The following is a 23,308-nucleotide window of genomic DNA, read 5'->3' on the forward strand; positions in this document are numbered from 1 at the left end:
GAGGCCGGCGGTGCCAATTTAGTGCGCGAAACCCTGGCTTGAACCGCTTTGGTGCTTTTTGCCTTGATGCAGGCCTGCCAACCTCCATGGAAAACTTGCAAAGCGCGGTGGACACCCTCGTCCACAGTTCCAACACCTTGTTCATTCTGATTGGCGCGGTCATGGTGCTGGCCATGCACGCCGGCTTTGCCTTCCTTGAGGTTGGCACGGTGCGCCAGAAGAACCAGGTCAACGCCTTGTCGAAAATCCTCAGTGATTTTGCGATTTCAACGCTGGCCTATTTCTTTATAGGCTATTGGATCTCCTACGGTGTGAGCTTCCTGCAACCGGCCGCCGTGATCAGCGCCGATCATGGCTACGGCCTGGTGAAGTTTTTCTTCCTGCTGACGTTTGCCGCGGCGATTCCGGCGATCATTTCCGGTGGGATTGCCGAGCGTGCCAAGTTTGCGCCGCAGCTGTGTGCCACCGCGTTGATCGTGGCGTTTATCTACCCGTTCTTCGAAGGTCTGGTGTGGAACGGCAACCTTGGCCTGCAAGCCTGGCTGCTCGCAACCTTTGGTGCCAGCTTCCACGACTTTGCCGGTTCCGTGGTGGTTCACGCCATGGGCGGCTGGCTGGCGCTGGCGGCGGTGTTGCTGCTGGGCCCGCGCAATGGGCGTTATCGTGAAGGGCGTCTGGTGGCGTTTGCGCCGTCGAGCATTCCTTTCCTGGCGCTGGGGTCGTGGATTTTGATCGTGGGCTGGTTCGGCTTTAACGTGATGAGCGCCCAAACCCTCAATGGCGTCAGTGGCCTGGTGGCCGTCAATTCGCTGATGGCCATGGTCGGTGGCACCGTGGCTGCTCTGGTAATTGGCCGTAACGATCCTGGGTTTCTGCACAACGGTCCTTTGGCCGGGTTGGTGGCAATCTGCGCCGGTTCCGACCTGATGCACCCGGTGGGCGCGCTGGTCACGGGCGTGGTGGCTGGTGGCTTGTTCGTATGGTGTTTTATCGCTGCCCAGTCGCGCTGGAAGATCGATGACGTGCTGGGCGTGTGGCCATTGCATGGCTTGTGCGGTGTGTGGGGCGGTATTGCCTGCGGTATTTTCGGGCAGGCCGCCCTCGGTGGGCTGGGCGGCGTGAGCCTGATCAGCCAGTTGATCGGCACCGGGTTGGGCGTGGCCGTGGCGTTTGGCGGCGGCTTGCTGGTGTACGGTGTGATCAAGCGTGTGCAAGGGCTGCGCTTGAGCCAGGAGCAGGAGTATTACGGCGCAGACCTGTCGATTCACAAAATCGGCGCGGTCAGTCAGGACTGATCGGCGCGTCTTCGTCAGTGTGTTCCGGTGGGTAGAAACCGTGCAGCAGGCGATAGTGGTTGCGCCGTACTTCGTTCACTCGCGCCTGCACCTGTTGGTCCGGCAGACCCAGCAGGATCAGGGCATGGGAGGCGAGCATCAGGCTCGACTCCAACAGCTCGGGCACCACTTCGCTGGCGCCCGCGGCCTTGAGCTCAGCCAACTGGCTGTCATCGCGGGTGCGCACCAAAATCGGCACGTCAGGGTTGATCTGCCGTGCCTCCTTGAGCACCACCAGCGCGACATCGCTGTTGTCCACCGCGATCACCACCAACCGCGACCGTTCCAGGCCGACGGCGCTGAGCAAAGCGCCACGGCGGCAGTCGCCGTAATGCACGCTGCTGTCCTCGGTGGCGGCTTCCTGCACCCGTTCGGGGTCATCATCCAGGGCGATAAACGCCTGTTGTTCGCGGCGCATAAAGCGCCCGATGGACTGGCCTACCCGGCCATACCCGCAAATCACCACGTGCCTATGCAGTTGGGCGTTGAGCGCGGTGATGTGTTCCAGTTGCACTTGTTGGTTGGGCTTGCGATGCAGGCGCAGGGCGATGGCCGGTGCCGCACGTAACAGCAGTGGTGTCAGCAGCATTGAGCAGAAGGTGGCAGCCAGTAGCAGGCCGTTGAACTCATCGGGAATCAACCGGCTCTGCTGCATCTGCGCCATCAGCGCAAAACAGAATTCGCCGCCCTGGGCCAGTGCCAGGCCGCTGCGCCAGGCCGTTTCGGTGTCGCTGCCACGCCACTTGACCAGCGCCGCGACGACCATGCCTTTGACCAGCATCAACGTGAGCGTCAGGCCGAGGATCAACAGGCTGTGGCTGACGAACAACTGCAGATCGATGAGCATGCCGATGCTGACAAAAAAAAGCCCCAGCAGGATGTCGCGAAACGGGCGGATATCGGCTTCGATCTGGTGTCGGTAATGGCTCTCGCCCAGCAGCATGCCGGCCAGGAACGCGCCGAGGGCAGGGGACAGGCCCAGCAGGTGGGTGAGCCAGGCGGTGAGCAAGACAATCACCAGCGCCAGCAACACAAACAGCTCCGCCGAATGAGACGCGGCGACTTCACGGAACAGGCGCGGCAGCAACCAGCGGCTGGCGAACAACAGGCCCACGAACAGCACCACGGTCTTAGCCAGCGTCAACGGCAGCGCCCAGTACCAGGCTTGGTCGCTGCTGCCGGCAAACACCGGCACCAGTGTCAGCAGCAACACCGCCACGACATCCTGGAACAGCAACACGCCTATCGCATTCTGGCCATGACTGCTGAAGATTTCCCCGAGGCTGGTCAATTCCTTGCTGACAATGGCCGTGGACGATAACGCCAGCCCTGCGCCCAGCAATAACGCGATGCCAGGCGCGAGGCCAAAGCTCATCAACAAAGCGCCCAGCAATGCCCCGCACCCCAGCACCTGCAGGCTGCCCAGGCCAAATACCACGCTGCGCAGCGCCAACATTTTCGACAGGGAAAACTCAAGCCCCAGGGAAAACAGCAGGAACACCACGCCCATCTCGGCCAGGTCCGGCAGGTCTTCGTTGTCATTGACCCAGTCCAGCGCGGTGGGCCCCACTGCCAGGCCCACGCACAGGTAGCCCAGCACGGGAGGCAACTGCAGCCGGCGAAACAACGCAATCACCACCAGGGATGAAGCCAGAATAATCAGCAGGTTGGCGAACACAGGCATCTCCGTTGCAGGGTGAGCGGCAAAAAGCCGCGAGAATCGCTGAACCAGTTATAGGCCATGGTGATCTGGGTCAGGCTTTTTGTACCGTAGGAGCGAGCAAGCTCGCTCCTACAAGGGGCTTGTTGGGCTTAGAATGGAGATTCGTTTTGTGACCGAGTCCTTTCATCATGCTTCCTGAATGCCAGCTGTTCGGCACCCTGGGTTGCCATTTGTGTGAGATCGCCGAAGCCGAAGTCATGCCGCTCGTCGAACACGGGCTGTTGGTGGAGTTGGTGGATATCACCGATCCGCAGGACCTGACAGACGTCTACGGCCTGCGGATTCCGGTGCTTCGCCGCACGGACACCGGGGCGGAACTGGACTGGCCGTTCGACACCGAGCAGGTGGTTGCCTTCCTGCGCTGAGATTTATGCGATGGCGGCTTTTCAAATATTCAGTTACTGTATATTCGTACAGCGATTGAATAGAGGGAACGCCCGTGGTGAATGTTGAACAACTTAAAAGCAGCGTCAATCGCATGTCCGCCGATGTGGTGCGTGACGCGGTGAACGAACTGCGCCTCGATGGCTTGGTCACGGAAGGCAAGACGCCGTTTAACAAAGTGCATTTCAACACCTGCTTCGCGGAAATCGAGGCGCTGTTCCAGCGCGCCGGTTATCACAAGCAGCTGGATGTGGTGGGTTATCAGGGCTTGCTCTACGCGCTGTATGACCCAGGCCGTTGGGAAGCGGTGGACGTGCTGCGCTGGCTCAAGGAATTCACCGAGGCGGCGAGCGCCTCGCCGGTGCTGCGGGCTCAACTGGCCAAGGCCTGAGATAGGCCCTAGGCAATCGCGCGCCATGGGCGATAATGCCCGCCTGTTTTCCAGGCTTTGAGCGTCGGCATGTCCACTTTGGTTTTTTCCCCCTCCCAGCACCAAGCCAGCACCCTGTACTTGCCGCCGGGCTCCTGGGTGACAGTGCTCGATTGCCTGTGCGCACACTTCCCGGCCATTGGCCGCGAACAGTGGCTGGACCGCATTGCCCGCGGCCGGGTGCTGGATGTCAATGGCAACCCGATCAGCCTGGGCCTGGGCTACAAGGAAGGCCTGTGCATCTATTACTTTCGCGAAGTGCTCAACGAGAAAGTGATTCCGGTGCAGGAAAACATCCTGTACGCCGATGAACACCTGGTGGTGGCGGACAAACCGCATTTCCTGCCAGTGACACCCGCTGGCGAGTACGTCGAACACACCTTGTTGCGACGCTTGATCCGGCGCCTGGACAATCCCGCCCTGGTGCCTCTGCACCGCATCGACCGGCATACGGCGGGGTTGGTGCTGTTCTCCGCCAACCCGCACAGCCGTTCGGCCTATCAGCAATTGTTTCCCACACGACGTATCGACAAATTCTACGAAGCCATCGCACCGGCCTTGCCGCACCTCAGCTTCCCGTTGGTGCACAAAAGCCGTTTGGTGGATGGCGAGCCTTTCTTTCGCATGCAGGAAGGGCCGGGGGCCAGCAACACCGAGACGGCGGTAGAAGTGCGCGAGAAAAACGCTGATCTATGGCGCTACGGCCTGTTCCCGGTGACCGGTAAGAAGCACCAGTTGCGCGTGCATATGACGGCGCTGGGGGCAAGCATCTGTAATGACCCGTTTTACCCCGAAGTAATCAAGGATGCCGAGGACGATTACGCCAAGCCACTTAAGCTGCTGGCCCAGGGCGTGCGCTTTATCGACCCGGTGAGCGGTGAACAACGCAGCTTCCGCAGCCAGATCACCCTGGACTGGTAAACCCCAGGAACAACAAGGCCCGCGCTAGGCGGGCCTTGTGTGCAAGCGCTGAAGCTTACAGGTCTTTAACGGTGCGAACCTGATCTTTGTTGATACGGGTGTGCTTGCCGTCCAGTTGTTCGAATTCGTAGAAGCCCGAATCTTCATCGTATTTCGGGGTGTCGACGGCCTGGATTTCGCGACCGTCATTCAGGGTGATCACTGTTGGCGAGGCGCAACCGGCGAGGGTGGCGAGGCCCAGTGCAAGCATGAGAGCGGCGATGGTCCGTTGAGTCATGAGTTTGTCTCCGAGAGAATACTTTTAAATTGCTGACCTTGTGACGTACGGGACGCCGGCAAAGTTCCTTGTGCAGGGTTCATTCTGACATGCCAGCCCCGGGGTGCAACAGCTCGGGCGTATTAAGATTGGCCAGGCGTGGGTCATCGGCCGGGCATTCCACGGCCACCGCGCCCAGTTGCAGCCAGAGCTTGCGCGGGCTGCGCTCACCCGCTTGCCATGCCTCTTCCACCTGGTTTTTCAGGCTTGTGGGAATGATGCACAGCAAGGGTTCCCAGCATTCACCCTGGCGCACCATCACCGGTATCTGCGGGTTGCGTCGTGCGGTCGCACGCAGGTCGGCCAGCAGTCGCGCATCGACCTGCGGCACATCGCAAGGCAATATCAGCAGATGCGCATGGCGTGCGGCGAAGAGTCCCGCACGGATACCGGCCAGCGGGCCGGGGAAGTCCGGGTTGTCGTCACTCACCTGCTGGTCGGCATAGGGCGCGTAGCGTTCATGGTTGCGGTTGCACGAGATGATCAGGTCATCGGTGAGCGGCCGGGCCAACTGGTGCAGGTGGGCGATCAAGGGCTGGCCTTGCCATTCCAGCAGCCCTTTGTCCTGGCCGCCCATGCGTTGGCCGCGACCACCGGCGAGCAATAGGATCGAACACGGCAGTGAGGAAAATTCAAACGTCATGGTGGTTGCGCTGCGGCAGGGAAACAGGGGCCTGTGATATAACACCGGGCTGTTCCTTCGACAACCGGACCGTGCCATGAAAGCCAAGGCCGATGCGCCCTTTGTACCCCTGAATATTGCTGTATTGACCGTCAGCGACACCCGCACCCTGGAGACTGACACCTCCGGCCAGGTCTTCGTCGACCGCCTCACCGCCGCCGGCCACCGCCTGGCCGAGCGCGTGCTGCTCAAGGACGACCTCTACAAGATTCGCGCCCAGGTGGCCCACTGGATCGCTGAAGACGTGGTGCAGGTGGTGCTGATTACCGGCGGCACCGGCTTCACCGGTCGCGACAGTACCCCTGAAGCAGTGAGCTGCCTGCTCGACAAGCAGGTCGATGGTTTTGGCGAGCTGTTCCGCCAGATATCCGTGGCCGATATCGGCACCTCCACCGTACAATCGCGCGCCTTGGCGGGGTTGGCCAACGGCACCCTGGTGTGCTGCCTGCCAGGCTCCACCAATGCCGTGCGCACCGGTTGGGACGGCATCCTCGCCGAGCAGTTGGATAACCGTCACCGCCCGTGCAATTTCGTCCCGCATCTGAAGCAGGCAGAACCTTGTGAATCCCGTGGATAAGCCCGGCAAGACCGGCGCCCTGATGCCGGTGGAGGCAGCCCTGCAACGTTTGCTCGACATGGCCGCCGCCGCGCCGATCCGCGAGGAGGAAGTACTGTCCCTGGCTGAGTGTGATGGCCGGGTATTGGCCCAGGATCTGATCTCCACACTCGACCTGCCACCGTGGCCCAACAGTGCCATGGACGGCTACGCCGTGCGCCTGGCGGACTGGACCGGCGAACCCTTGGTGGTGAGCCAGCGGATTTTCGCCGGCACTGCCCCTGAACCCTTGGCGGCCGGCACCTGCGCACGCATCTTTACCGGCGCGCCGGTGCCCCAAGGCGCTGACTGCGTGCAAATGCAGGAAAACGCCGTGGTGCATGCCGACCAGCGCGTGAGTTTCACCGAGCCATTGCAGATGGGCGACAACATCCGGCCTCAGGGCCAAGAGACCACGGTCGGCGAGACCGTACTCAGTGCCGGTACCCGCCTGGGCCCTATCGAACTCGGTTTGGCCGCGTCTCTTGGACGTGATCGTCTCGAGGTGGTGCGGCGCGTGCGCGTGGCCGTGTTGTCGACCGGCGATGAACTGATCGAGCCAGGGTTGCCGCTCGGCCCTGGGCAGATCTACAACAGCAACCGCCGCGTGCTGTGCAGTTGGCTTGGGCGCATGGGCTGCGAAGTGATTGATGCCGGGATTCTACCGGATGATCTGGAACAGACCCGCGCGCGCCTGGCGGGGCTGGGCAGCGTTGACCTGATCCTCTCGACCGGCGGTGTGTCGGTGGGCGAAGCGGACTTCCTTGGCATTGCCTTGCGGGAAGAGGGTGAGCTGGCGCTGTGGAAACTGGCGATCAAACCGGGCAAGCCGCTGACCTTCGGGCATTTTCGTGGCGTGCCGGTGATCGGCCTGCCGGGAAACCCGGCCTCGACCCTGGTGACCTTTGCGCTGTTGGCGCGCCCGTATCTGCTGCGCCGTCAAGGTGTGCTGCAGGTGCAGCCGCTGCGCTTCGAAGTGCCGGCAGGGTTCGTCTGGCCCAAGCCCGGCAACCGCCGCGAGTACCTGCGCGGGCGGATCGAACAGGGCAAGGCGATCATCTACCGCAACCAAAGCTCCGGGGTGCTGCGCAGTGCGGCGTGGGCTGAAGGCTTTGTGGAGGTAGTGGAAGGCACCACGCTGGCCATCGGCGACCGGGTCAACTTCATTCCTTTGAGCGAAGTCCTGAACTGAACACAGATCAAAAATGTGGGAGCAGGCAAGCCAGCTCCCACAGTTGGATGTGTGGGGAGCTCATGAGCAATCAGTAATCGTCACCCTGCTCAGTGACATCCCGCTCTACTGGCCCTGCTTCCGGGTCGTAGCCGGCCGGGAACTTGCCCTTCAACGTCCAGGCAAACGCAATGATCTCGGCAATCGTGCGGTACAACTCTTCCGGAATGCTGTCCCCCAGTTCCATGCGCGCCAGCAGCTTCACCAACTCGGCGTTTTCATAGATCGGTACTTCATTCTCCCGTGCCAATTTGAGGATGGCTTCGGCCAGGGCGTCGTCGCCTTTGGCCGTCAGGGTGGGGGCCTGTTGGCCGTCGTACTTGAGGGCGATGGCCTGGCGGGGTGGGGCGGCGTTTTTCATGCGGTTTCATCCACCCAGCGTTGCTCCAGTCCGGTTTTTGGCCCACGGGGCGGGGTGCCCAGATGGCAATCCAGGTCGCCGACGTTAAGCCCGGATGACACCAGGCGCTCGCGCAGGCTGCCCAAATGGCTTTCGATCAGGCTGGCGGTGAATGGGCGGCTGGCCCACAGCTGGCTGGACAGTTTGCCTTGAGACAACTGCGCCTGAACCTGCAGTGGCCCCAGCGGCTCCATGTCGAAGGCCAGTTCTACGCGCCAGAGCATCTGTTTCGGGTCTTTTTTATCCTTGCGCTCGGGCTGGTCCTTGTCTGGCGCGGGCTCCTCGCGTTGGAACTTGACCTGCAACGGCACAATGTCTTGCAGGGTGCGCATGGGGATCTCCAACTGCCAGGTCGTTTGCAGGCGGCCATCGGCGGTGATGCCGGTCTGTTCCAGGCTCGACAGTTGATGGCTCTGCAAGCGCGAGATCGCCCCGGCGGCCAGGCGTAGCAGGCTTTCCAAGTCGCCTTCACCTTCCAGTTTTGCCATGAGCCGCTCGGGCAGCGGGAAGCCGGCGGGTATCTGCCGGGCGCCGACCTGGCCGAGGGTGTTCAACGGGCTGCGCACGAAGTGCGGCAACACCTGGGCCAGGGTATTGGCGGCGAGGATCGCATTCAGGTTGGTACTGGCAGGCAAGGCGGGCAAAAGGTCTGCGACCAGGCGTAACAGCGCGCCTTTCATGTCCAGCGGTGGGATTTGCGGGTTCTGCCCGGCAAGCAATTTGGCTTCCAGAAAGGCGCCGCTGTTCTGCACCACCTGGGCCAGTATCTTGGGATTGCTGACCTGTGCCAGATCGGGCAACGCCGCCAGCAAGCGCTCGGCGGCGGCCCGCAGCTCGGCCGATGTGCTGTCGCCACGGGGCAGGTTTTGCAAGGCGGTGAACACCGCATCCAGCGAGCCTTGGCGACTTTGCTGAGTGGCAAGTTGCTGCGTCACGGCCAGTTGGTCCTTCAGGCCGCTTAGCGGTACGAAGTTCAGGGTCTGCGCGTTCTGCACCACGGCGCTGAGCAAGCTGCCCACCCTCAGCGGTTGAGGGCTTTCCAGGGTGAGGGTGGCACCGGCCAGGGCGTTATTGAGCACACTCACCAGCGAGCGATAGATCGCCGGTTGCGCCGTGCCCTGGGGCAGCATCTGCGTGGTCAGCACCTTGGCCTGCAATAACGTACCCACCGGTATTTGGTTAGTGTCGAGGCGGGTGAGGGCGGCCACGTTGGCACTCATGGCTTGCTGCAAGGTAATGGCCAGGTTGCCCGCAGGCGTCTGGCTCACCGCCACATTGCTGCCCAGGGGCAAGGGCTGGGCGCTGCTGGCTTGCACCAGCGTCTGGCGACCGCCGGCGAGGGTCAGTTTGAGCAATAACTGAAAGGCCTCGCCGCCTTGTTTAAGCGCGATGACCTCGGCGTTCACGGTTTTCCCCGGGTCGATCAACCCGGCCTGCGGCTCCAGCAGTTTGAGCAACGCGCCGGCCCCAGGCAGCGGAGTGGGCCCGGGTGCGGAGGTTGGCGGCAGTGGAGGAAGGTTGATCTCGCCGGTCATCGTGCGCATCGTCTCTGGGGAAATTGCCCTCTTTAGAGTAGGACATCGCATGTATAATGCCGTCCGTCTGCAAAGAGAGCGGTAAAAACCTCACAACTATTTGATCCAGCTCTCTAAAATCGGTCGCCAAAGCCGTTATTGTGCATCTCACTATAACGGCCGCTGCACCGCCGACTTGAACCGTAAAGGCCCGCGATCTTTTGACCAGCCCTCTTCTTGAAGCCGTAGCGCTTGCCTGTGAACGCGACCTGCGCCTGCTGTTCGAGCAACTCGACCTGCGGCTTTCGGGGGGCGACATGGTGCAAATCAGTGGCCCCAATGGCAGCGGCAAGACCAGCCTGCTGCGCCTGCTGGCCGGGTTGATGCAGCCGACGGCCGGCGTGGTGCGGCTCAACGGCAAACCGTTGCACGAGCAGCGTAGCGAGCTTGCGCGCAACCTGGTCTGGATCGGCCACGCCGCTGGCATCAAGGACGTACTCACCGCTGAAGAAAACCTCAGTTGGCTCAGCGCCCTGCATCATCCTGCTTCCCGTGACGCCATCTGGCAGGCCCTGGCCGCGGTGGGCCTCAAGGGCTTTGAGGACGTCCCCTGCCACACCCTGTCCGCCGGCCAGCAGCGCCGCGTGGCCCTGGCCCGCTTGTACTTGCCCGGCCCGCCGTTGTGGATTCTCGACGAACCTTTCACGGCCCTCGACAAACAAGGCGTGGCTCAACTCGAAGCACATCTGGCCCAGCACTGCGAGCAAGGTGGCCTGGTGGTGCTCACCACCCACCACACCTTGGCGCGTATGCCCGCTGGCTACCGTGAGCTGGACCTTGGGCGGTGGTCGCTATGAGTGTGTTCGCCCTGTTGGTCGCCCGCGAAGCCCGGCTGTTGTGCCGTCGCCCCGCCGAACTGGCCAACCCGCTGGTGTTCTTTGCCATCGTGATCGCGCTGTTCCCGCTGGCGGTTGGCCCGGAGACTAAACTGTTGCAAACCTTGTCCCCAGGACTGGTGTGGGTCGCCGCACTTTTATCGGTTCTGCTCTCGCTGGACGGGCTGTTTCGCAGTGATTTCGAAGACGGTTCCCTGGAACAGTGGGTCCTTTCGTCGCACCCTTTGCCACTTCTGGTACTGGCCAAGGTGCTGGCACACTGGGTTTTTTCCGGCTTGGCGCTAGTCTTGCTCTCGCCACTGCTTGCCATGATGCTCGGGTTGCCCGTTGAATGCCTGCCGGTGTTGCTCCTGTCCTTGTTACTCGGCACGCCGGTGCTCAGCCTGTTGGGGGCGGTGGGCGCAGCGTTGACCGTCGGCTTGAAACGGGGCGGCCTGTTGCTGGCCCTGTTGATTCTGCCTTTGTATATCCCGGTGTTGATCCTGGGCAGCGGCGCTTTGCAAGCCGCGCTTATGGGGATGCCGGCGACCGGTTACCTCTTGTGGCTGGGTAGCCTGACCGCCCTGGCGGTAACCCTGACACCCTTTGCTATAGCCGCCGGCCTGAAAATCAGCGTCGGTGAATAATGAGGTCTGACCCGGCGTCAATAACGCTGAGTCAGTAAAGACCCTGAGCTTTTCGCCACGACGAAAAGCACCGTGATGGAAACAGCAATGAACTGGACCTGGTTTCACAAGCTCGGCTCGCCCAAATGGTTTTATGGCATCAGCGGCAAGCTGCTGCCGTGGTTGAGTATCGCCGCCATCCTGCTGATCGGCATCGGCCTGGTCTGGGGCCTGGCCTTTGCGCCGCCGGACTATCAGCAAGGCAACAGCTTTCGCATCATCTATATCCACGTGCCTGCCGCGATGCTGGCCCAGTCCTGCTACGTGATGCTGGCGGTGTGCGGCATCGTCGGCCTGGTATGGAAGATGAAGCTGGCCGATGTAGCCCTGCAATGCGCCGCGCCCATCGGTGCGTGGATGACCGCCGTGGCGCTGGTGACCGGTGCGATCTGGGGCAAGCCGACCTGGGGCTCATGGTGGGTGTGGGATGCGCGCCTGACCTCGATGCTGATCCTGCTGTTCCTGTATTTCGGCCTGATTGCCCTGGGCAACGCCATCAGCAACCGTGACAGCGCCGCCAAGGCCTGCGCGGTGCTGGCGATTGTCGGCGTGATCAACATCCCGATCATCAAGTACTCGGTGGAGTGGTGGAACACCCTGCACCAGGGCGCCACCTTCACCCTCACCGAGAAACCGGCGATGCCCGTGGAAATGTGGGCGCCGTTGCTGCTGATGGTGCTGGGTTTCTACTGTTTCTTCGGCGCCGTACTGCTGCTGCGCATGCGCCTTGAAGTGCTCAAGCGTGAAGCCCGTACCAGTTGGGTAAAGGCCGAAGTGCAAAGCTGCCTGGGAGCACGTGGATGAGTTTTGCTTCTTTCAGTGATTTTCTCGCCATGGGCCACCACGGCCTCTATGTCTGGACGGCCTATGGCATCTGCCTGGCGGTGCTGGCCCTCAACGTCGCCGCGCCGATCCTGGCCCGCAAGCGTTACCTGCAACAAGAGGCGCGACGTCTGCGCCGGGAGACCGAAAAGTGAATCCGCTGCGTAGAAAGCGTCTGTTGATCATCCTTGCCATCCTGGCCGGCGTCGGCATTGCCGTGACCCTGGCCCTGAGCGCCCTGCAGCAGAACATCAACCTGTTCTACACGCCCACCCAGATCGCCAATGGCGAGGCACCGGTCGATACGCGCATCCGCGCTGGCGGCATGGTGGAGCAGGGCTCGTTGAAGCGTTCCGGCGATTCGTTGGACGTGACCTTCGTGGTCACCGATTTCAACAAGGCCGTGACCATCACCTATCGCGGCATCCTCCCGGACCTGTTCCGTGAAGGCCAGGGCATTGTCGCCCTGGGCAAGCTCAACGCCGACGGCGTGGTGGTGGCTGACGAAGTGCTGGCCAAGCACGATGAAAAATACATGCCGCCCGAGGTCACCAAAGCCTTGAAAGACAGCGGCCAAACCGCGCCCGCCACCCCAGTCAAGGAGGGCTGAGCCATGACGTCCGCACTGTTTATTCCGGAGCTGGGCCAGTTGGCGATGATCCTCGCGCTGTGCTTTGCCGTGGTCCAGGCCGTGGTGCCCTTGCTCGGTGCCTGGCGCGGCGACCGCCTGTGGATGAGCCTGGCGCAGCCTGCCGCCTGGGGCCAGTTTGCCTTCTTGCTGTTCGCCTTTGGTTGCCTGACCTACGCCTTCATGACCGACGACTTTTCCGTCGCCTACGTCGCCAACAATTCCAACAGCGCTTTGCCCTGGTACTACAAGTTCAGCGCCGTGTGGGGCGCCCACGAAGGTTCATTGCTGTTGTGGGCCTTGATCCTCGGCGGCTGGACCTTCGCTGTATCGGTGTTCTCGCGCCAATTGCCGCAAGTGATGCTGGCGCGGGTGCTGGCGGTGATGGGCATGATCAGCATCGGCTTCCTGCTGTTTTTGATCATGACCTCCAACCCGTTCACCCGCATCCTGCCGCAGATCCCGGTGGACGGTCACGACCTCAACCCGTTGCTGCAGGATATCGGCCTGATCGTGCACCCGCCGATGCTCTACATGGGCTATGTGGGCTTTTCTGTGGCCTTCGCGTTCGCCATCGCCGCCTTGCTCGGCGGGCGTCTCGACGCCGCCTGGGCGCGCTGGTCACGGCCATGGACCATCGTCGCCTGGGCCTTCCTCGGTATCGGTATCACCCTGGGCTCGTGGTGGGCCTATTACGAACTTGGCTGGGGCGGCTGGTGGTTCTGGGATCCGGTGGAAAACGCCTCCTTCATGCCGTGGCTGGTGGGTACCGCGCTGATTCACTCCCTGGCCGTCACCGAAAAGCGTGGCGTGTTCAAGAGCTGGACGGTACTGCTCGCCATCGCGGCGTTTTCCCTCAGCCTGCTCGGCACTTTCCTGGTGCGCTCGGGCGTGCTGACCTCGGTGCATGCGTTTGCCTCAGACCCTGAGCGCGGCGTGTTCATCCTGATCTTCCTGCTGTTTGTGGTCGGCGGTTCCCTGACCCTGTTCGCCCTGCGTGCTCCGGTGGTCAAGAGCCACGTCGGTTTCAACCTGTGGTCGCGGGAGACCCTGTTGCTGGGCAATAACTTGGTACTGGTGGTGGCTGCATCGATGATCCTGCTCGGCACCCTCTACCCGCTGGTACTGGATGCCTTGAGCGGCGCCAAGCTGTCCGTCGGGCCGCCGTACTTCAATGCGTTGTTCATCCCGTTGATGGGCCTGTTGATGGTGGTGATGGCGGTCGGCGTGCTGGTGCGCTGGAAAGACACCCCGGTGAAATGGCTGGCGGGCATGCTGATGCCGGTGCTGCTCGGCAGCGTGGCCCTGGCGGTGATCGCCGGGTTTGCCTACGGCGACTTCAATTGGGCGGTACTCGCCACCTTCCTGCTGGCGGCCTGGGTGTTGCTGGCGGGGGCGCGGGACATCGTCGACAAGACGCGCCACAAAGGCCTGATCAAAGGCCTGCCCACTCTGACCCGCAGCTATTGGGGCATGCAGATCGCCCACCTTGGTATTGCGGTGTGCGCCCTTGGGGTGGTGCTGTCCAGCCAGAACAGCGCCGAGCGCGACCTGCGCCTGGCGCCGGGCGAGTCCATGGACCTGGCCGGTTACCACTTCATCTTCGAAGGTGCCAAGCACTTTGAAGGGCCGAACTTCACCTCCGACAAAGGCACGGTGCGCGTGGTGCGCAATGGCAAGGAAATCGCCGTGCTGCACCCGGAGAAACGCCTGTACACCGTGCAAAGTTCGATGATGACCGAGGCTGGCATTGACGCAGGTTTCACCCGTGACCTGTATGTAGCCCTCGGTGAACCCCTGGGCGATGGCGCCTGGGCCGTGCGCGTGCATGTCAAACCGTTCGTGCGCTGGATCTGGTTCGGCGGGTTGCTCACCGGGTTCGGCGGGTTGCTCGCAGCGCTGGACCGGCGCTATCGGGTCAAGGTCAAGAGCCGGGTGCGTGAAGCGCTTGGCCTTTCGGGAGCTGCGGTATGAAGCGTTGGTTGATGGTTGTGCCGCTGGCGATGTTCCTGCTGGTGGCGGTGTTCCTGTATCGCGGGTTGTACCTGGACCCGGCCGAGCTGCCTTCGGCGATGATCGGCAAGCCGTTCCCCGCCTTCAACCTGCCAACGGTGCAGGGTGACAAGACCCTGACCCAGGCAGATTTGCAGGGCAAGCCGGCGCTGGTCAACGTGTGGGCCACCTGGTGCATCTCTTGCCGCGTCGAACACCCGGTGCTGAACAAGCTGGCCGAGAAGGGCGTGGTGATCTACGGCATCAACTACAAGGACGACAATGCGGCGGCCGTGAAGTGGTTGGCGGAATTTCATAACCCGTACCAGCTGGATATCCGCGACGAAGACGGCAACCTGGGGTTGAACCTGGGCGTGTACGGCGCGCCGGAAACCTTCTTCATCGATGCCAAGGGTGTGATTCGTGACAAGTTCGTCGGCGTGATCGACGAAACGGTGTGGCGCGAGCAACTGGCCGCCAAGTACCAGGCCCTGGTCGATGAGGCCAAGCCATGAAGCGTTGGTTGACCGCTGCCGTTTTAACCCTGGGCCTGGCCGGCGTGGCCCACGCCGCCATCGACACCTACGAATTTGCCAACGACGCCGAGCGCGAGCGTTTCCGCGACCTGACCCAGGAACTGCGCTGCCCCAAATGCCAGAACCAGGACATCGCCGACTCCAACGCCCCGATCGCCACCGACCTGCGCAGAGAGATTTTCCGCATGCTGGGGGAGGGCAAGGACGACCAGCAGATCATCGACTTCATGGTCGACCGCTACGGTGATTTCGTACGCTACAAACCGGCACTCACCGGCAAGACCGCGCTGCTGTGGTTTGGCCCGGCCGGGCTGCTGCTGGCCGGCGTGGTGGTGATGGCTGTGATCGTGCGTCGGCGCCGTGTCGCACCGATTGATGGCGCCGATGCGCTGTCCCCTGAAGAGCGTAAACGCCTCGACCAATTGCTGGACACCAAGACTGATGATTGATTTCTGGCTCGCAGCCGGTTTGCTGCTACTGATTGCCCTGAGTTTCCTGTTGATCCCTGTGTTGCGTGGCCGTCGTGCCCAGCGTGAAGAGGATCGCACCGCGTTGAACGTGGCGCTGTACCAGGAACGCGTCGCCGAGCTGCAAGCGCAGCAGGACGAAGGTGTGTTGAATACCGCGCAACTCGACACCGGCCGCGCCGAAGCGGCCCGCGAGTTGCTGGCCGACACCGAAGGTGTGGAAAAGCCCCGCGAATCGCGGTTAGGCAAACCGCTGCCGTTTTTGGCGGCGTTTCTGGTGCCTGTGCTGGGCGTGGCGCTGTACCTGCATTATGGGGCGAGCGACAAGGTTGAACTGACCCGTGAGTTTTCCCAACCGCCGGTGTCCATGGCCGACATGACCCGCCGCCTGGAACGCGCCGCCGCCGTGCAACCGGATTCGGCAGAAGGTTTGTACTTCCTTGGGCGCGCCTATATGGCCCAGGACCGCGCCGCCGATGCCGCCAAAGTCTTTGAACGTACGGTTGCGTTGGCCGGGCGCCAACCGGAACTGCTCGGCCAATGGGCCCAGGCGCAGTACTTTGCCGACAACAAACAATGGTCGCCTCAGGTTCAGGCGCTGACCGACGAAGCCTTGAAGCTCGACCCCAAGGAAGTCACCAGCCTTGGCCTGTTGGGTATCGCTGCCTTTGAGGGCCAGCGTTATCAGGAAGCCATCGACTACTGGAACCGCCTGCTCGCGCAACTGCCGCCAGAGGACAATTCCCGTGTCGCCTTGCAAGGCGGAATTGACCGCGCAGCAGAGAAGCTCAAGGAGAGCGGTGGCAGCCTGGCTCAGGCGCCCAAGGCGCTGCTGACCGTGCGGGTGGACGTATCTGCCGAGGTGAAAGCCAAGGCCCTGCCAGGCGACAGCGTGTTCATCTTCGCCCGCGCCGTAAACGGCCCCCCGGCGCCCTTGGCGGCCAAGCGTGTAACCGTCGACGCATTGCCGGTCACCGTCGAACTGGGCGATGCCGACGCGATGATGCCGCAGTTGAAACTGTCCAACTTCCCCGAAGTCCAACTGGTTGCGCGCATATCCCGGGCCGGCCAACCGACCGCTGGCGAATGGATCGGCCGCAGCCAACCGTTGGCCAGCAGCACCACTGCGCTGCAGCAATTGACCATCGACACTCCGGACCAGTAATTCTGAGGACACACCCATGACCGCATTTGCACGCATCACCCTGCTCAGCCTGGTACTGGGCCTGAGCGCCTGTGCGGTCCACCGCCCACCTGCGGCGCCGACCGGCCCGACTATTCCACCGTCTGGCCCCTCGACCCAGCCGAGCACCAAACCATCTGGCCCGGTGACGCCGCCGCCCAAGCCTCTGCCAAGCAAATCCCCGACCTTCGCCCCACCGCCGGGCGCCGCCAGCCACTGGGACGGCAAGATGCAGGTGTACGTGCTGGATGACCAGCCTGACACCTTCTACCGCCAGCGCACCTACTACCGCTGGAGCAACGGCTGGAGCCGGTCCATCAGCCCCAACGGGCCATGGGAAGAAACCAACGTGCAGGGCGTGCCGCCGGGGCTGAGCAAGCAGTACGCGCAATGACAAAAGGCGACCGTGTTCAGGTCGCCTTTTTTATTTCCGATTTGAAATGCTCTCCACTGTGGGAGCGGGCTTGCCTGCGATGACTATAGGTATCTACACAACTTTGTAGATTGTAGCCGCCGTTGCTCGGAACCCTAAGTGGCTGTTACCTCAATAACGGATATGTACTCGGTCTGGATCCAACATATTGGTCGGCTGCCAAGCCGCCTTCGCAGGCAAGCCAGCTCCCACATTTGGATCGCAGCGCTTCAGTTGGCCCAGCGTCGGCTGTCAAGCCGTCACGGGAGCAAGCTCCCTCGCATCGCCCTATAGTTGGGCGGCAGCTTGCCTGACAGCCGACACCTGACCAATTGTGGGAGCTGGCTTGCCTGCGATGACGGCCTGCCAGCCGATACCTATCTACCTGACGCCCCGCAATCCAAGTGTGGGAGCGGGCTTGCTCGCGAAGGCGGCCTGACAGTCGATCGGGATGTTGGATCTAACCCGGCGTCCTGTCGGGTTACCCCCGCACTCAAGATGTACTTGGTTCGTCCGCCCGCACCTACTTCACACCGGCGCAGTCTCCTGGGCTTTCAATATGCGCCTGGCGATGACAATGGCCAGCACCGCCAAGCTGAAGGTGGCCCAGGCCATCAGTTGAGTCCCTCCTACAAATGCCTGTATAGCGTTGCCCATGACTTCACTGGCCTGGTCGTGCGCCAGGGTGGCCGAGATTGCGTGGGCGCCTGCCAATGTTTCGCTTGGCAGGTGCATTTGCATAGGGCTCAAGAAGTCCGGTAGGTGCAGCGTGCCACGGTAGTACGCCGTTACCAGGCCACCGAGCACGGTGGTGCCGAGTACTACGCCGACTTCATAGGCCGTCTCGCTGATGGCTGACGCGGCGCCGGCTTTGTTGGCTGGGGCGGCCGACAGGATCACGTCGTTAGAGACGGTAGCAATGGCGCCGACGCCAATGTTCAACAAGGCAAACGCAACCACGATCACCGTCAAACTGCTACCGAGGCTGGCCACCAGCAAAAACGCGCCGGCGGGGGAGGCCAGCAGGATGGGAATCAGGACATTGACCGAGACGCGCTGGGCGACCGGGACGATCAGGATCCCCACCACAATTGCCATGAGTTGGCCCGGTATCAGCGCCAGGCTGGCGTTCAAGGGCGACATGCCCAGGACGATTTGCAGCAACTGAGTGGCAAAGAACACGAAGCCGATCAGGAAGGCCAGGCTCATCAGGTTAATGGTCACCGAGCCGCTGAACGTCTTGTTGCGAAACAGGCTCAGGTCCATCAAGGGGGTAGGGAGGCGCAACTGACGGCGTACGAATTGCCAGCCGCTCACGATTGCAACGGCCAATACCGCCAGTGCCCAGGCGTCCGGCCCTTCACTGGCGACATGCTTGATGCTGTACACCAGCGCACTGAGGGAGACCATCGAGAGCGCAATGCTGATGACATCCATCGGCCCCGACGCGTCCGGCTCGGACTCAGGCAGCAGCCAGAGGCCGAGGATCAACAGAGGCACCAGCACCGGTACGGCCAGGAGAAAAATCGACCCCCAACTGAAGAACTCCAGCAATATGCCGCCGACCAACGGCCCAAGCGCAGAACCGACGGTCAAGGTGGTTGCCCAGATCGCCACGGCCAGGCGACGCTCTTCCCGGTCCTCGAACACTGAGCGAATCAGCGCCAGCGTTGACGGCATCAACATCGCCCCGAAAACCCCCATGCATGCGCGTCCCACGACCAACTGCGTGGCGGTGCTGGAATAAGCGGTCATCACCGACACCAGGGTAAACCCCAGTGAGCCGATCAGAAGGAGTTTGCGATGGCCTTTGCGATCCCCCAGGCTACCCATGGAAATGAGCAATCCTGCCAGCATGGGCGGCGGCATGACCTCCGCCACGATGTCCAGGTCTACCGAAGATTGGGCCAAGGCCATGCCGAAGCCGAGAATGGCTGCATGGGGCAATGCCTGACACAGGGCCATCAATTCATTCGGCACATGCACACTCCCTGAACGGCACGCGCCTACTACAATTACGTCGAACGCTATGTTCTAGATCCTTGTTTAAACTGTCAGCTGTAGGATGAAAAACATTCCCATGTAGGAACGTGCTGAGCTTTCTATAGATTGTGAGTAGGGGCGACCATTGAGCATTTGTTTCATGTTGTATCGTTGTTACAAATTTACATACTCACTCCAATAAGCCCGGAAAGCCTGGTGCACGTGCCGAGCGTGGTGCGCGGTGGGTCACACTCGGGTAATGTGGCCGCCGCCGGCCTGCAAGGGCAGGTTGGCTGGAAATACTTTCCAGCCCTGACGATGGCTTGACGCGCCGAATGCTGACACCGGGGCGCCGGTACAGGTCTGGAGACAAGCGAAGAGGGTGTTTTGATGGCGGGCAGGTTGATCTATCTCATCGGGCCATCGGGGTCGGGCAAGGACAGCCTGCTGGACGCCGCGCGCCCACGCCTGGTCGAGCGTGGGTGTCGCCTGGTGCGGCGGGTAATCACGCGGTCAGCGGAGGCGGTGGGCGAAGCGGCGCAAGGCGTGAGCCCCGAGCAGTTTGCGGCGATGGAGGCCGAGGGTGCATTTGCCTTGAGCTGGCAGGCTAATGGCTTGTCCTACGGCATCTCCAAGGACATCGACGATTGGCTGGCCGCCGGCGACGATGTTTTGGTCAACGGCTCCCGTGCCCACCTGGCGCAGACCCGCGAGCGTTATCCGACCTTGCTGGTATTGCTGCTGACGGTGGACCAAGCGGTGTTGCGCCAACGTCTGATTGCGCGTGGGCGGGAGTCGTTGGCGGATATCGAGCAACGCCTGGCGCGCAATGCGCGGTTCACTGCCGAATTGATCGCAGGTCACGGCGCGGGTTTGTTCGTGTTGGATAATTCCGGCCCATTGGCGCACACCGTTGAACGCTTGCTGTGCTGCCTGGACCACCGGCATTGCGTATGAGCCTGACCCAAGTCCCGGTAGGTTAGGACAACCCCGTCATGTAGTGCTTGATGAGGCCAGGTCTCAGATAAAACCCTGGCACTGAGCTTATTTTTTTCTGATGTGTTTGAGTGGGTTGCTGAATGTTTGAAGTTTAACTGTCGACCCGATTAAATTAACGCTTTGCGCGTTTTTACGTCTGGAATATCAGGGTTTTAGCGTGATTGATAAGGGGCGGCTGTGCTGCGCTGAATAAACTGTGTGCGGATCTTTTGCGGTCGTGTTTATAGGGTTTTCTTGCAAAGAATTAGCGATGGTGAAGGCGTTTTCAATATGGGAGCTTTATCGGGCTGACTACGGAGCAGTCGGCATCGATAACTTCTGTACATGGACGATTCATTTCACTGTTCAGAGTAGTAAAGTGCCATGCATATCCCAGTTAGACAGTCTTTCCAGTCGCATCCCCCTGAGACATTGAACTCCAATTTTTCACCTGATGAAAAGCAAGTTATTCGTTGGGCTAATAATAAAAAATCTTTCACCACGGACCAGGCGGCGAAACATATTACGCGCAGTAACGCGAAGTTTAAGGACAGTAATAGAGATGGAAAAGTTGTGGTGGGGTTTAACTTTTCCGGGGGGTTCAATGCGGCGCAGAAAGAGCGAGCCAGGCAAGCCCTTCAATACTGGGCGGATATCGCCAATATCGAATTTGTTGAAAATGGCTCAAACACCGATGGCAAGATCACTATCAAGGGGACTGGCGGATCGGGAGGCTGGGCAACCTTTCCGTTCGGTCAGCATGCAAAAGTCCAGGCCAATATAGGCACTTCGGGTGGGCAGAACCCGACCATGGGCAGCCACTTTCTGGGTTTGTTGATCCATGAACTGGGGCATACCCTGGGGCTCAGTCATCCAGGTGAATACAATGGCCAGGGCTTCAACTACGAGCGCAGTGCCGAATATGCACAGGACACCAAGGCACGCAGTGTCATGAGCTATTGGGCCGAGACCCATCAACCGGGGCACAAGTTTGCCGGCCGCAGCCCGGCGGCACCGATGATGGACGATGTCGCGGCAGCACAGCGGCTCTATGGCGCCAATACGAAGACCCGCAATACCGACACTACCTATGGCTTCAATTCCAATGCCGGTCGCGAGGTCTACAGCCTCAAGCAGGGGAGTGACAAGCCGATTTTTACCGTCTGGGATGGCGGCGGTAACGATACGCTCGATTTCTCCGGGTTTACCCAGAACCAAACCATCAACCTCAAGGCTGAGGCGTTTTCGGACGTGGGAGGCTTGCGCGGGAACGTATCGATTGCCAAGGGCGTCATTGTCGAAAATGCCATCGGCGGTGCCGGCAACGATACCTTGACGGGAAACGAGGGCAACAATCGCCTTACGGGCGGCAAGGGTGCCGATAAGTTGCACGGCGGTGCAGGGGCAGACACGTTTGTGTATCACCGCATTGGCGATTCGACACCGCAGAACCCAGACGTTATTCAGGACTTCCAAAGCGGGCTCGACAAGATCGACCTCACCGGCGTTCTCCAGGAGGCAGGGATCAAGTCGTTGAATTTCGTTGATAAATTCGGCACAAAAGCGGGAGATGCCGTGCTCGGTCATGACTCGAAGACTGGCCGTTCCACGTTGGCTGTGGATACAACGGGGAACGGCACGGCGGATCTGATGATCGCCAGCCAAAGCCAGATCAAGCAGACGGATGTGATCTGGAACGGTGAGGCGCCGACTGTCACACCGACGCCTGGGCCCACTGTTGTCCCTGTGTCGGAACCCGTTCCGAGTCCCGTTCCCAGTCCCATTTCGGAGCCGACTGACTCCAAGCCTGATCCCAAGCCTGACCCTGACCCACAGCCAGAGCCGAGGCCAAGCCCCGGCCCGGCGCCCCGGTCGGGGAGAAGGTTTATCCAGAAAGTTTTTTCATCGTTCAAGGGGTTTGTAAATAAGGTGCGGTCGATATTCCGGTGAGTCCGGTGGCTATTGGCTAGTCCCTTGATCAGCCCAGAGCATGCCATCGCAGCGTCTGACCAACAACACGCGTACCTTTCACCGCCTTGAGCTTGCAGCTTTTCCTGACGGTGATTGCCTGGGAATGCCAGCCCCTGCAACCCATCGATTGCGCTTGCACCTTTGTGCCGTAGCGCCGCTCTCCCGGTTACCTCTGTCCAGGCTTGAACGCGCGCATCACCGCGTTCAAGCCTGCCTGCCGTACGTTTTCTCCCTTCAGCCGTGTCCTTTGCAGCGGGCTATCAGCGCTCGGTGATCGTTCTGCTTCGTCGCTTCATAGGGCGCCTGCAAGGCTCTGCTCAACCGTCGAACACTCCCGTTGAGGCACACACTGGCCGTATTGCAGTGCGTTTTTCATGTTTCAGTTTTGGAGCGTCAGCCGGATCGGTTGTTGCAGTACATTCAATGACCGTCCTCGGCCAGACTAAAGCCGTTGTATGAGCACCGCAGGTTTTTTCTTTCAATACGAACTCTGCTATTCGTCTGTGCATTGGGTTGTTGTGTAGGACGGGTTAAAAGTTGCCAGTCGGGTATAGGTTTTTGGGCGATTGGGGTGTTGTCTGATTGTGAATAACGCTTTGCAATAAAAATTATGTAAAGTGTGTTTGTGAGGTTTAATGTTCATGCAAAACAAAGAGTTATCATGTTTGCGGTTAAAGTGCTATCTGTTCTGGGGTTTCGGAAGTTTTCAAGTATAAGATTAAAGTGTTTTTAAATTTTAGAGTGTGTCGAGTTGAATTATTTCACCGCTGGTGTACGGCAAGGGAGTGTGCGAATTTAACGCTGTGCCGATAACTACTGCTGCTCTTGGTGGGCGGGAATCGGTATCTCGAACGTGCTGATGTTACAGCCTCGAGTCTGATTTTTATGAGGACGTTGGTTTATGAGAGTGCCAGGACCATCCACACCTAATATTGTTATACCCAAGGAACCAGCTCTTAATATCAGTATCAGCCCAGAAAGCCCTGCCGGGGCCTATACACGCAATAGTAAAAAGCCGGTGTTTACTACGGAACAGGCGGGAAAACACATCACCCGCAACGGTTTCAAGGTTCATGATAATAATGGTGACGGCAAAATTACCTTGTCCGTTCGCGTCTCCAAGGGCTTTACCCCGCAGCAGGCAGAGCAGGTCAGGCAGGCACTGCAATCCTGGCAGGATGTCGCTAACGTTACATTTACTGAAAAACCGCAACATTCAGACGGTCATGTTGATATCAGTGAAAT

The 23,308-nt window shown here is 60.7% G+C and carries 24 protein-coding genes and 1 pseudogene; 19 read left to right on the plus strand and 6 right to left on the minus strand.

Features of this window, described 5'->3' with window-relative positions:
• The first annotated feature begins 86 nt into the window (after positions 1-86).
• The gene (locus AB4P90_RS09490) at positions 87-1,295 is read left to right on the plus strand and encodes an ammonium transporter (protein WP_014717690.1); all 1,209 of its coding nucleotides are present in this window, start codon (positions 87-89) and stop codon (positions 1,293-1,295) included.
• Here AB4P90_RS09490 and AB4P90_RS09495 read toward each other — a convergent pair.
• Entirely contained in the window at positions 1,282-3,012 is a 1,731-nt protein-coding gene (locus tag AB4P90_RS09495) for a monovalent cation:proton antiporter-2 (CPA2) family protein (RefSeq protein ID WP_147475157.1), read from the minus strand. The two genes, AB4P90_RS09490 and AB4P90_RS09495, sit on opposite strands and share 14 nt — an antisense overlap.
• 173 nt (positions 3,013-3,185) lie before the next feature.
• Here AB4P90_RS09495 and AB4P90_RS09500 point away from each other — a divergent pair, with 173 nt between their 5' ends.
• The 3 genes from AB4P90_RS09500 to AB4P90_RS09510 all read left to right on the plus strand — a co-directional run bounded on the left by AB4P90_RS09500 (position 3,186) and on the right by AB4P90_RS09510 (position 4,792).
• Positions 3,186-3,422, plus strand: coding sequence for a glutaredoxin family protein (locus AB4P90_RS09500; protein WP_014717692.1), 237 nt, complete (start codon positions 3,186-3,188; stop codon positions 3,420-3,422).
• A gap of 74 nt (positions 3,423-3,496) precedes the next feature.
• Positions 3,497-3,832 (plus strand): hypothetical protein, encoded by a 336-nt coding sequence (locus AB4P90_RS09505; protein WP_003189932.1) that lies wholly within the window; start codon positions 3,497-3,499, stop codon positions 3,830-3,832.
• A gap of 69 nt (positions 3,833-3,901) precedes the next feature.
• Entirely contained in the window at positions 3,902-4,792 is an 891-nt protein-coding gene (locus AB4P90_RS09510; protein ID WP_014717693.1) for a pseudouridine synthase, read from the plus strand.
• Positions 4,793-4,847: 55 nt separating this feature from the next.
• On the opposite strand, the gene AB4P90_RS09515 is transcribed toward AB4P90_RS09510, so the two are convergent.
• Together AB4P90_RS09515 and mobA are read right to left on the minus strand one after the other, a co-directional pair.
• Positions 4,848-5,069 carry a YgdI/YgdR family lipoprotein gene (locus AB4P90_RS09515; protein WP_003189935.1) on the minus strand — a complete coding sequence of 74 codons (222 nt, stop codon included), beginning with the start codon at positions 5,067-5,069 and terminating at the stop codon, positions 4,848-4,850.
• A 79-nt stretch (positions 5,070-5,148) separates the two neighbouring features.
• Positions 5,149-5,751 (minus strand): molybdenum cofactor guanylyltransferase MobA, encoded by a 603-nt coding sequence (gene mobA, locus AB4P90_RS09520; RefSeq protein WP_073453087.1) that lies wholly within the window; start codon positions 5,749-5,751, stop codon positions 5,149-5,151.
• Positions 5,752-5,827: 76 nt separating this feature from the next.
• On the opposite strand from mobA, the gene moaB reads away from it, so the two are divergent.
• Both moaB and glp read left to right on the plus strand, forming a co-directional pair.
• Positions 5,828-6,367, plus strand: a complete 540-nt coding sequence (gene moaB / locus AB4P90_RS09525; protein ID WP_014717696.1) for a molybdenum cofactor biosynthesis protein B — start codon at positions 5,828-5,830, stop codon at positions 6,365-6,367.
• Positions 6,351-7,577, plus strand: a complete 1,227-nt coding sequence (glp, locus tag AB4P90_RS09530; RefSeq protein WP_073453039.1) for a gephyrin-like molybdotransferase Glp — start codon at positions 6,351-6,353, stop codon at positions 7,575-7,577. The genes moaB and glp overlap by 17 nt, the downstream gene beginning before the upstream one ends.
• A 70-nt stretch (positions 7,578-7,647) precedes the next feature.
• On the opposite strand, the gene AB4P90_RS09535 is transcribed toward glp, so the two are convergent.
• Complete coding sequence (locus AB4P90_RS09535) at positions 7,648-7,977, minus strand: EscU/YscU/HrcU family type III secretion system export apparatus switch protein (RefSeq protein ID WP_014717698.1); 330 nt, start codon at positions 7,975-7,977, stop codon at positions 7,648-7,650.
• Positions 7,974-9,551 carry a flagellar hook-length control protein FliK gene (locus AB4P90_RS09540; protein WP_014717699.1) on the minus strand — a complete coding sequence of 526 codons (1,578 nt, stop codon included), beginning with the start codon at positions 9,549-9,551 and terminating at the stop codon, positions 7,974-7,976. Before AB4P90_RS09540 ends, AB4P90_RS09535 begins: the two co-directional genes overlap by 4 nt.
• A gap of 200 nt (positions 9,552-9,751) precedes the next feature.
• On the opposite strand from AB4P90_RS09540, the gene ccmA reads away from it, so the two are divergent.
• From ccmA to AB4P90_RS09590, 10 genes are all read left to right on the plus strand, one after another.
• Positions 9,752-10,387 carry a cytochrome c biogenesis heme-transporting ATPase CcmA gene (gene ccmA / locus AB4P90_RS09545; protein WP_014717700.1) on the plus strand — a complete coding sequence of 212 codons (636 nt, stop codon included), beginning with the start codon at positions 9,752-9,754 and terminating at the stop codon, positions 10,385-10,387.
• Complete coding sequence (ccmB, locus tag AB4P90_RS09550) at positions 10,384-11,052, plus strand: heme exporter protein CcmB (protein ID WP_014717701.1); 669 nt, start codon at positions 10,384-10,386, stop codon at positions 11,050-11,052. The genes ccmA and ccmB overlap by 4 nt, the downstream gene beginning before the upstream one ends.
• 87 nt (positions 11,053-11,139) lie before the next feature.
• Positions 11,140-11,895 carry a heme ABC transporter permease gene (locus tag AB4P90_RS09555; RefSeq protein ID WP_014717702.1) on the plus strand — a complete coding sequence of 252 codons (756 nt, stop codon included), beginning with the start codon at positions 11,140-11,142 and terminating at the stop codon, positions 11,893-11,895.
• A complete protein-coding gene (gene ccmD, locus AB4P90_RS09560) occupies positions 11,892-12,068 on the plus strand; it encodes a heme exporter protein CcmD (RefSeq protein WP_003172771.1) in 177 nt (58 codons plus the stop codon). Before AB4P90_RS09555 ends, ccmD begins: the two co-directional genes overlap by 4 nt.
• Positions 12,065-12,523: a cytochrome c maturation protein CcmE gene (ccmE, locus tag AB4P90_RS09565; protein WP_014717703.1), complete on the plus strand. Its 459-nt coding sequence runs from the start codon at positions 12,065-12,067 to the stop codon at positions 12,521-12,523. Before ccmD ends, ccmE begins: the two co-directional genes overlap by 4 nt.
• Positions 12,524-12,526: 3 nt before the next feature.
• The gene (locus AB4P90_RS09570; RefSeq protein ID WP_395605835.1) at positions 12,527-14,515 is read left to right on the plus strand and encodes a heme lyase CcmF/NrfE family subunit; all 1,989 of its coding nucleotides are present in this window, start codon (positions 12,527-12,529) and stop codon (positions 14,513-14,515) included.
• A complete protein-coding gene (locus AB4P90_RS09575; protein WP_014717705.1) occupies positions 14,512-15,048 on the plus strand; it encodes a DsbE family thiol:disulfide interchange protein in 537 nt (178 codons plus the stop codon). The genes AB4P90_RS09570 and AB4P90_RS09575 overlap by 4 nt, the downstream gene beginning before the upstream one ends.
• The gene (locus AB4P90_RS09580; RefSeq protein WP_019820370.1) at positions 15,045-15,518 is read left to right on the plus strand and encodes a cytochrome c-type biogenesis protein; all 474 of its coding nucleotides are present in this window, start codon (positions 15,045-15,047) and stop codon (positions 15,516-15,518) included. The genes AB4P90_RS09575 and AB4P90_RS09580 overlap by 4 nt, the downstream gene beginning before the upstream one ends.
• Positions 15,511-16,701, plus strand: a complete 1,191-nt coding sequence (gene ccmI, locus AB4P90_RS09585; RefSeq protein WP_395605836.1) for a c-type cytochrome biogenesis protein CcmI — start codon at positions 15,511-15,513, stop codon at positions 16,699-16,701. Before AB4P90_RS09580 ends, ccmI begins: the two co-directional genes overlap by 8 nt.
• Before the next feature lie 16 nt (positions 16,702-16,717).
• Positions 16,718-17,113: a hypothetical protein gene (locus AB4P90_RS09590; protein WP_005786516.1), complete on the plus strand. Its 396-nt coding sequence runs from the start codon at positions 16,718-16,720 to the stop codon at positions 17,111-17,113.
• A gap of 546 nt (positions 17,114-17,659) precedes the next feature.
• Here the strand turns inward: AB4P90_RS09590 and AB4P90_RS09595 are convergent.
• Positions 17,660-19,111 (minus strand): MFS transporter, encoded by a 1,452-nt coding sequence (locus AB4P90_RS09595; protein WP_395605837.1) that lies wholly within the window; start codon positions 19,109-19,111, stop codon positions 17,660-17,662.
• A 216-nt stretch (positions 19,112-19,327) separates the two neighbouring features.
• Here AB4P90_RS09595 and AB4P90_RS09600 point away from each other — a divergent pair.
• The 3 genes and pseudogenes from AB4P90_RS09600 to AB4P90_RS09610 all read left to right on the plus strand — a co-directional run.
• Positions 19,328-19,425: pseudogene (locus AB4P90_RS09600) on the plus strand (hypothetical protein); the annotation flags it as partial.
• 79 nt (positions 19,426-19,504) lie between these two features.
• A complete protein-coding gene (phnN, locus tag AB4P90_RS09605) occupies positions 19,505-20,071 on the plus strand; it encodes a phosphonate metabolism protein/1,5-bisphosphokinase (PRPP-forming) PhnN (protein WP_014717708.1) in 567 nt (188 codons plus the stop codon).
• Positions 20,072-20,476: 405 nt separating this feature from the next.
• Positions 20,477-22,042, plus strand: a complete 1,566-nt coding sequence (locus AB4P90_RS09610) for a M57 family metalloprotease (RefSeq protein WP_166405812.1) — start codon at positions 20,477-20,479, stop codon at positions 22,040-22,042.
• Positions 22,043-23,308: the final 1,266 nt, after the last annotated feature.

It is taken from the genome of Pseudomonas sp. B16120 (assembly GCF_044218845.1).
Lineage (GTDB): Bacteria > Pseudomonadota > Gammaproteobacteria > Pseudomonadales > Pseudomonadaceae > Aquipseudomonas > Aquipseudomonas paracarnis.